The organism is Kitasatospora sp. NPDC032121 (assembly GCF_055580145.1).
Genome location: NZ_JBVILX010000001.1, coordinates 532645 through 538858 on the forward strand (window position 1 = coordinate 532645; position 6214 = coordinate 538858).

6 protein-coding genes are annotated in these 6214 nt (G+C 74.2%); 5 read left to right on the forward strand and 1 reads right to left on the reverse strand.

Translation table 11 applies throughout. The annotated features are described in order from the left end of the window. Window positions 1–9: 9 nt before the first annotated feature. A complete protein-coding gene (locus tag ACZ5OX_RS02455) occupies window positions 10–1059 on the forward strand; it encodes an agmatine deiminase family protein (protein WP_465628324.1) in 1050 nt (349 codons plus the stop codon). A 76-nt stretch (window positions 1060–1135) separates the two neighbouring features. Next, a complete protein-coding gene (locus ACZ5OX_RS02460) occupies window positions 1136–1735 on the forward strand; it encodes a TetR/AcrR family transcriptional regulator (RefSeq protein ID WP_465628326.1) in 600 nt (199 codons plus the stop codon). A 127-nt stretch (window positions 1736–1862) separates the two neighbouring features. On the opposite strand, the gene ACZ5OX_RS02465 is transcribed toward ACZ5OX_RS02460, so the two are convergent. Further along, a complete protein-coding gene (locus tag ACZ5OX_RS02465; protein WP_465628328.1) occupies window positions 1863–3581 on the reverse strand; it encodes a PP2C family serine/threonine-protein phosphatase in 1719 nt (572 codons plus the stop codon). Between the two features lie 386 nt (window positions 3582–3967). On the opposite strand from ACZ5OX_RS02465, the gene ACZ5OX_RS02470 reads away from it, so the two are divergent. The 3 genes from ACZ5OX_RS02470 (at window position 3968) to ACZ5OX_RS02480 (ending at window position 5926) form a co-directional block, all read left to right on the forward strand. After that, window positions 3968–4435, forward strand: a complete 468-nt coding sequence (locus ACZ5OX_RS02470) for a hypothetical protein (protein ID WP_449792830.1) — start codon at window positions 3968–3970, stop codon at window positions 4433–4435. A 100-nt stretch (window positions 4436–4535) separates the two neighbouring features. After that, entirely contained in the window at window positions 4536–5201 is a 666-nt protein-coding gene (locus tag ACZ5OX_RS02475) for a DUF3105 domain-containing protein (RefSeq protein ID WP_449792829.1), read from the forward strand. After that, a complete protein-coding gene (locus ACZ5OX_RS02480; RefSeq protein WP_465628330.1) occupies window positions 5198–5926 on the forward strand; it encodes a DUF305 domain-containing protein in 729 nt (242 codons plus the stop codon). Before ACZ5OX_RS02475 ends, ACZ5OX_RS02480 begins: the two co-directional genes overlap by 4 nt. Window positions 5927–6214 lie beyond the last annotated feature (288 nt).

Genomic DNA, 6214 nt, shown 5'->3' on the forward strand with positions numbered 1-6214 from the left:
TAGGACTCGATGATGACCACCACCACGCCCGCCTCGCTCGGCTACCGGATGCCCGCCGAGTGGCACCCGCACGAGCGCACCTGGATGGCCTTCCCCACCGCCAACCCGACGTTCGACGGCCCCGAGCAGCTGCACGCCGCCCGCCAGGCCTGGGCCGCCGTCGCCGACACCATCGTCGGGTACGAGCCGGTCACGCTGATCGTCAACACCGGCGAGACGGAGGAGGCGCGCAAGTACGTCTCCGAGCGGGTCGAGATCGTCGAACGCCCGCTGAACGACGCGTGGATGCGCGACATCGGCCCGTCCTTCCTGATCGACGGCAAGGGCTCGCTGGCCGCCGCCGACTGGATCTTCAACGGCTGGGGCGCGCAGTCCTGGGCCCGCTGGAACAAGGACCAGCACATCGCCGAGCACATCAGCGAACTGACGAATGTTCAGCGCTTCGCCTCCCGGCTGATCAACGAGGGCGGCGGCATCCACGTCGACGGCGAGGGCACGGTGCTGGTCACCGAGACCGTCCAGCTCGGCGAGGGCCGCAACGCGGACTGGACCAAGGAGGAGGTCGAGGCCGAGCTGCACGCCTTCCTCGGCACCACCAAGGCGATCTGGCTGCCGCGCGGACTCACCCGCGACTACGACGAGTTCGGCACCCGCGGACACATCGACATCGTCGCCTCCTTCGTGCGCCCGGGCGTCGTGGTCGCCCACGTCCAGCCCGACCCCTCGCACCCGGACCACGAGGTCTGCCGCGAGCTGGTCGCCGTCCTGCGCGCCTCCACCGACGCCCAGGGCCGACAGCTGGAGGTCATCGAACTGCCCGCCCCCACCGTCCTGCTGGACGAGGACGGCGAGCCCGTCGACTACTCGTACATCAACCACTACGTGGCCAACGGCGCGGTCGTCCTGTGCGCCTTCGACGACCCGCGCGACCAGGAGGCCGCCGCGATCCTCGCCGAGGCCTACCCGGGCCGCACCGTCGAACTCGTGGACGCCCGCGAGATCTTCGCCAACGGCGGCGGCATCCACTGCATCACCCAGCAGCAGCCGAAGGCGCTCTGACGCCCCACCCGGGTGGGCGCCCCGCGCGCCCACCCGGGTAGCCTTCCGAGCGCCGTTCCACCGAGGAGACCCGCACATGGCCGACCCCCGCCCGCGCCGGCCGGCCCGCCCCCGCGAGGAGGTCTTCGCCACCGCGCGGGCCGCGATCGCCGAACACGGGCTCGCCAAACTCACCATGGCCGGGCTCGGCAAACAGCTCCAGATGAGCGCCGGACACCTGCTCTACTACTTCGGCAGCAAGGACCAGCTGCTGCTGGAGACCCTCCGCTGGAGCGAGGGCCGACTCGGCGCCCGCCGCCGTGAGGCCCTCGCCGACCACTCCCTCGACCCCTGGCAGCGCCTCGACGCCTACCTGCGCCTCTACCTGCCGGAGGGCCCGGGCGACCCGCGCTGGATCCTCTGGGTCGAGGTGTGGGGCCGCTCCCCCGCGAGCGCCGAGATCCGCCAGGGGCAGCAGGAGATCGAGGCCCCCTGGCAGGCCGACCTGGTCACCCTCATCGAGGAGGGCACCGCCGCCGGCCACTTCACCCCGGGACCCGCCGCCGACCGCGCGGTACAGATCCGCGCCCTGCTCGACGGCCTCGCCGTCCCCGTCGCCATCGGCCTCCCGGACGCCCACCGCCCCGCCGCCCTCACCCAGGCCACCGCCGTCACAGGCGTCCTGCTGCGCGCCTGACGCGCCCCGGGCCCGGCCGGTCCGGGCCTGGCCGGTCCTGCCTGTTCCGGCCCTGGCTGCTCCGGCCCTGGCCGGTCCGGGTCTAGCTGTTCCGGCCCTGGCTGTTCCGGCCCTGGCCGGTGCGGTGTCACTCGGTCCAGACGGCGGCGGCCGTGCGGTCGTCGGCGTAGCCCTTGGCACGAACCTGCACCTGGCGGAGGAAGTCGACGGTGCCCGGGGGGTGGGGGTGCGTCCAGTGGGTGGACAGGAAGTGGGCGACAGCCGGCTCGTCGGCGACGGGGCGGGCGAGACCCGGAGTGCAGAGGAGCAGGATGTCGCCCGGTGTCGCGGGGACGAGCCGGAAGCGGAACGGACGCGGGCCGGGCACCGGAGCCTCCGGCACCGGCGGCTGACCGTCCGGGTGGTGCAGCAGGCGGGCCGCGTACGCGTCGATCCAGTGGCCGGAGCGCAGCAGGTAGAGCCCGCCCGGGCCGACACCGAAGGCCGCGCGGTAGCCGGCCCCCGGGTCCAGTGACACCAGCAGGCAGTGCAGCGAGGCCGGGGACGGCGTCTCCTCCGGCCGGGGCGCCAGGGCCCGCAGCGGGGCGGCCGCGCCGGTGGCCAGCCGCTGGAGGCCGTAGCGGAGCCGGTCACGGGCGCCGTCACGCAGGTCGGCGGCCAGGCCGGCCCGGCTGCGCCCGATCGCGGCGGCGAGCTGGTGGCACGCCTCGCCGGTGGCGGCCGCGACCGCCTCCGGGGCGGGCGCCTCGTCCTCCGCGCCGCCGCCCGCACGGTCGAAGCCGCCGAGGACGGCGAGCAGCAGGCCGTCGGGGCCCTCGCCGAACCGGGTGACCAGCAGGGCGTCGCGGCGCGGCTCGCCCCGGTAGCGCGCGGAGTCGCCCCGGACGGAGGCGGCGCGCAGCACGGTGGAGCCGTACTGGGCGCCGTCCAGCACGGTGTCCGGTACGAGGGCGTGCAGGGCGCCCGGATCCGCCTCGGGTACGGCGGTCGGCTCGGGTCCGTACGTCGGGGGGCGTTCGCCGACGTGCGGGACGGCGGCGCCGCCGGCGAGCGGTGCGCGGACGGCCAGGCGGGGATCGAGGACGGCCTGGGCCGCGGGCTCCGGGTCGGGCTCGGGGGTGTGGACGGGTTCGGGCTCGGGGGCGGGGGCCTGGGGTTCTGGTTCGGGATCCGGGTCGGGGGTGGGGGCCGGTTCCGGTTCGGGGGTGCGCTCGGGCTCGGGTTCCGGCTCGGGGGTGGGCGGCGGGGTGGGCTTCTCCAACGAGACCGGGTCCGAGACGGGTACGGCCGCGGGCTCCGGGGCTGGTTCGGCTGCCGATGCCGGCTCAGGGACGGGCGCGGCCTCCGGTGCTGGCGCGGGCGTCGGCTCGGGCTCGGGTTCAGGGACGGGCGCGGCCTTCGGTGCGGGCTCGGGTTCAGGGACCGGCGCGGGCTTCGGTGCGGGCGCGGCCTTCGGTGTGTCGTCGGCGAAGGCGGGTGCCGGGAACCGGTGGGTCTCCGTGGAGGTCCGCTGTCGCCCGATCCCCGCCGATCCGCCGCCGATCACGCCGACCGCGGTGTCGAACCAGTCGTCGATGCTGTCCCGGGTGTCCGGGCCCGCCGGGGCGTCGGGTTCCGCGGGAGACTCCACCACAGCCTCGGCAGCCGACCCCGACGCCGGCTCCGGCTCCGCCGACCGCTGCTGCCCGATGAGCCCGACCGCCGTGTCGAACCAGTCGTCCACGCTGCCGTCGCCGGGGTCGGCGTGCGGGGTGTCCGGAAGGGTGCCCGCCGGACCGTCGTAGACGGCGTCCCACCAGCCGTCGTCCGGCCGGTGCGGCTCTGCGGGTGCACCCTGCTTGCTCATCTGGCGGCTCCTGGTCGTTCCGTGGTCGCGCCGCCCCGGCGGGCCGGGCTGACGACATTGTTCTCCACCCGCGAGGACCCTGTCCGGGTTTCGACGACAACCGGTCACCCACCGGAAAGTCCCGGCCACCGCGCTCACCAGCCGGTTCGCCGGACCGCACCGGGTGCGTCACCGGTTCGTCCGCTTCCGTTCCGTCCGTGCTTGCCGGATGTGTCCGGAGCAGGGCGTTTCCTGGTCATCCGGGCGCTCGGGCCGCCGAAAATGGGGGCTGATGGGGGGCATCGCATCACTCGTTCGGCTGATTAAATGTGCGCATGACCGCGTCGGCCCCCAGTTCGCCCCGACCGGGGAGGGCCGCATCCGCGGGCCGCCCGGCGGGTGGGCTGTTGGTCCTGCTGCTCGTCACCCTGTTGACACTGCTGCCCTGCGCGGGCCAGTCGAAGGCGGCGGACGGCTCCGGCCATCCGGCCCCGCCCCGGGCCCCGGTCAGCGCCGTCACCGTGGTCAGCGTGGTCAGCGTCCAGGTCGCCACCGGGCAGACCTCCTACACCGGCCGCGCCGCGAAGGTCACCAAGTCCGCGAAGCCCTCGGACCACCACCGGACGGCCGAGGAGCAGGGGCACTGGATCCTCTGCACCGCCGGCGGCGAGCCGCCGCGCAACAACGGCTGCTCCAGCCACCCGTTCTGCCCGCAGGACGCCCAGCTGCCGAACCCGCCGCCGCAACCGCAGCCCGCCGTGTCACCCCTGACCCCGGCCGCGCCCGAGGCGCCGCCCCGGGTGGTGCCCGCCGGTCTGCTGGACGGCGCGCACCCTGTTCCCGACCTGCACGAACTCCAGGTCCACCGGTCCTGAGTGGAACCCACCGCCGGCGTGCCGCCGGCGGATCCGCCCTTCCTCTCACTCCAGCTGACCGCCGCCACCGACCGGTGCGGCGGGGACAAGGACGACCACCATGGGTTCCGCCTCCAAGCAGTCCAACAAGCCCGGCGGCAAGCAGGACGGCCTCGACCGCCGCGCCCGGATCGCCGAGCTGCGCGCCGCCGAGCAGCGCCGCGACCGCCGCAACAAGATCGTCGCCTCGGTGGCGGCCGGTGTGCTGGTGGTCGGTGCGATCGCCACCGGCACCTGGATCGTCATGGACCAGAACCAGAAGAAGAAGGACAAGGAGGTCGCCGCCAACGCGGACATCCCCGGCGTGAAGACCTTCGGCGAGCTGAGCCGCACCCACGTCAAGGACAAGGTCACCTACCCGATGACGCCGCCGGTCGGCGGCGACCACAACGCGATCTGGGCGGACTGCATGGCCCACGTCTACGACCAGCCGCTCGAGAACGAGCGCGCCGTCCACTCGCTGGAGCACGGCGCGGTCTGGGTGACGTACAACGGCAAGGCCACCCCGGACGACCTCAAGATCCTCTCCGACAAGGTCAAGAAGACCCCGTACTCGATGATGAGCCCGTACCCGGACGAGCAGGGCACCATCACCCTGAACGCCTGGAGCACCCAGCTGATCGTGGACAGCGCCACCGACCCGCGGGTGGAGGAGTTCTTCACCAAGTACGTCCAGGGCAAGCAGACCCAGGAGCCGGGCGCCTCCTGCACCATGGGGCAGATGTGACCGCCGCCGACGCCGGCCGCCCCGACGCGTCCGCCCCGGCAGCGGCCGCGGCGGACGCCGTCGAGGAGGGCGGGGCCCCGCGCCGCCGCCGCATGTGGTGGCCGGCCGCGCTGGCCGCCGCCGTGGCGCTGGCACTCGGGGTGCCGGCCCTGGTGGCGAGCGGGACCTCCGCGTCCGGCTCGTCCACGCTGTCCGTCCCCGCGGACGACTCCCCGGAGGCCGGGTTCGCCCGCGACATGGCGACCCACCACCAGCAGGCGGTGGACCTGTCGTTCGTCGTCCGGGACCGCACCGCCGACGAGCCGACCCGCACCCTGGCCTTCGACATCATCAACACCCAGGCCAACCAGCGCGGGATGATGATGGGCTGGCTGGACCAGTGGGGGCTGTCCCAGCACTCGACCGCCACGCCGATGGCGTGGATGAAGATGGGCCACGACTACCAGGCCCACGACGGTTCGCTGATGCCCGGCATGGCCACCAACACCCAGATCGCGAAGCTGCGCACGCTCAGCGGGCGGGACGCCGAGGTGTTCTACCTCCAGCTGATGATCGAGCACCACAAGGGCGGCGTCGAGATGGCCCAGGGCTACGTCGACAAGGCCCGGAACGATGCCGAGAAGCGGCTCGCGCAGACGATGGTGGTCGCCCAGACCTCCGAGCTCCAGCTGATGACCGACATGCTCAAGGAGCGCGGCGCCGAACCCGGCGTGCCCGCCTCCTGAGCGGTCGTCCGCGGGGCGCGCTCCTGCGTGTTCCGCGTGTTCCGCGTGTGCGGCGATTGCCGCGTGTACCGCGTATGCCGTGTGCCGCGCGTGCCGTGTGTGCTGCACGTGCGACGTGTTCCCTGCGTTTCCCGGACGACCGGAGCGGGGGGGGGGGGGGGGGGGGGGGGGGGGGGGGGGAAGGGCGGGGGGGGGGGGGGGGGAGGGGGGGGTGCGTGCGAGGGGGGGGGGGGGGGTGGGTGGGGGGGGGCTTTTGGGCGAAAAAGAAGTGTGCCACCACGGGTGGGG

Bases quoted from the DNA above. Each gene is read 5' to 3' on its own strand.
- ACZ5OX_RS02455 (WP_465628324.1), top strand. From the start codon at position 10: ATGATGACCACCACCACGCCCGCCTCGCTCGGCTACCGGATGCCCGCC.
- ACZ5OX_RS02460 (WP_465628326.1), top strand. From the start codon at position 1,136: ATGGCCGACCCCCGCCCGCGCCGGCCGGCCCGCCCCCGCGAGGAGGTC.
- ACZ5OX_RS02465 (WP_465628328.1), bottom strand. From the start codon at position 3,581: ATGAGCAAGCAGGGTGCACCCGCAGAGCCGCACCGGCCGGACGACGGC.
- ACZ5OX_RS02475 (WP_449792829.1), top strand. From the start codon at position 4,536: ATGGGTTCCGCCTCCAAGCAGTCCAACAAGCCCGGCGGCAAGCAGGAC.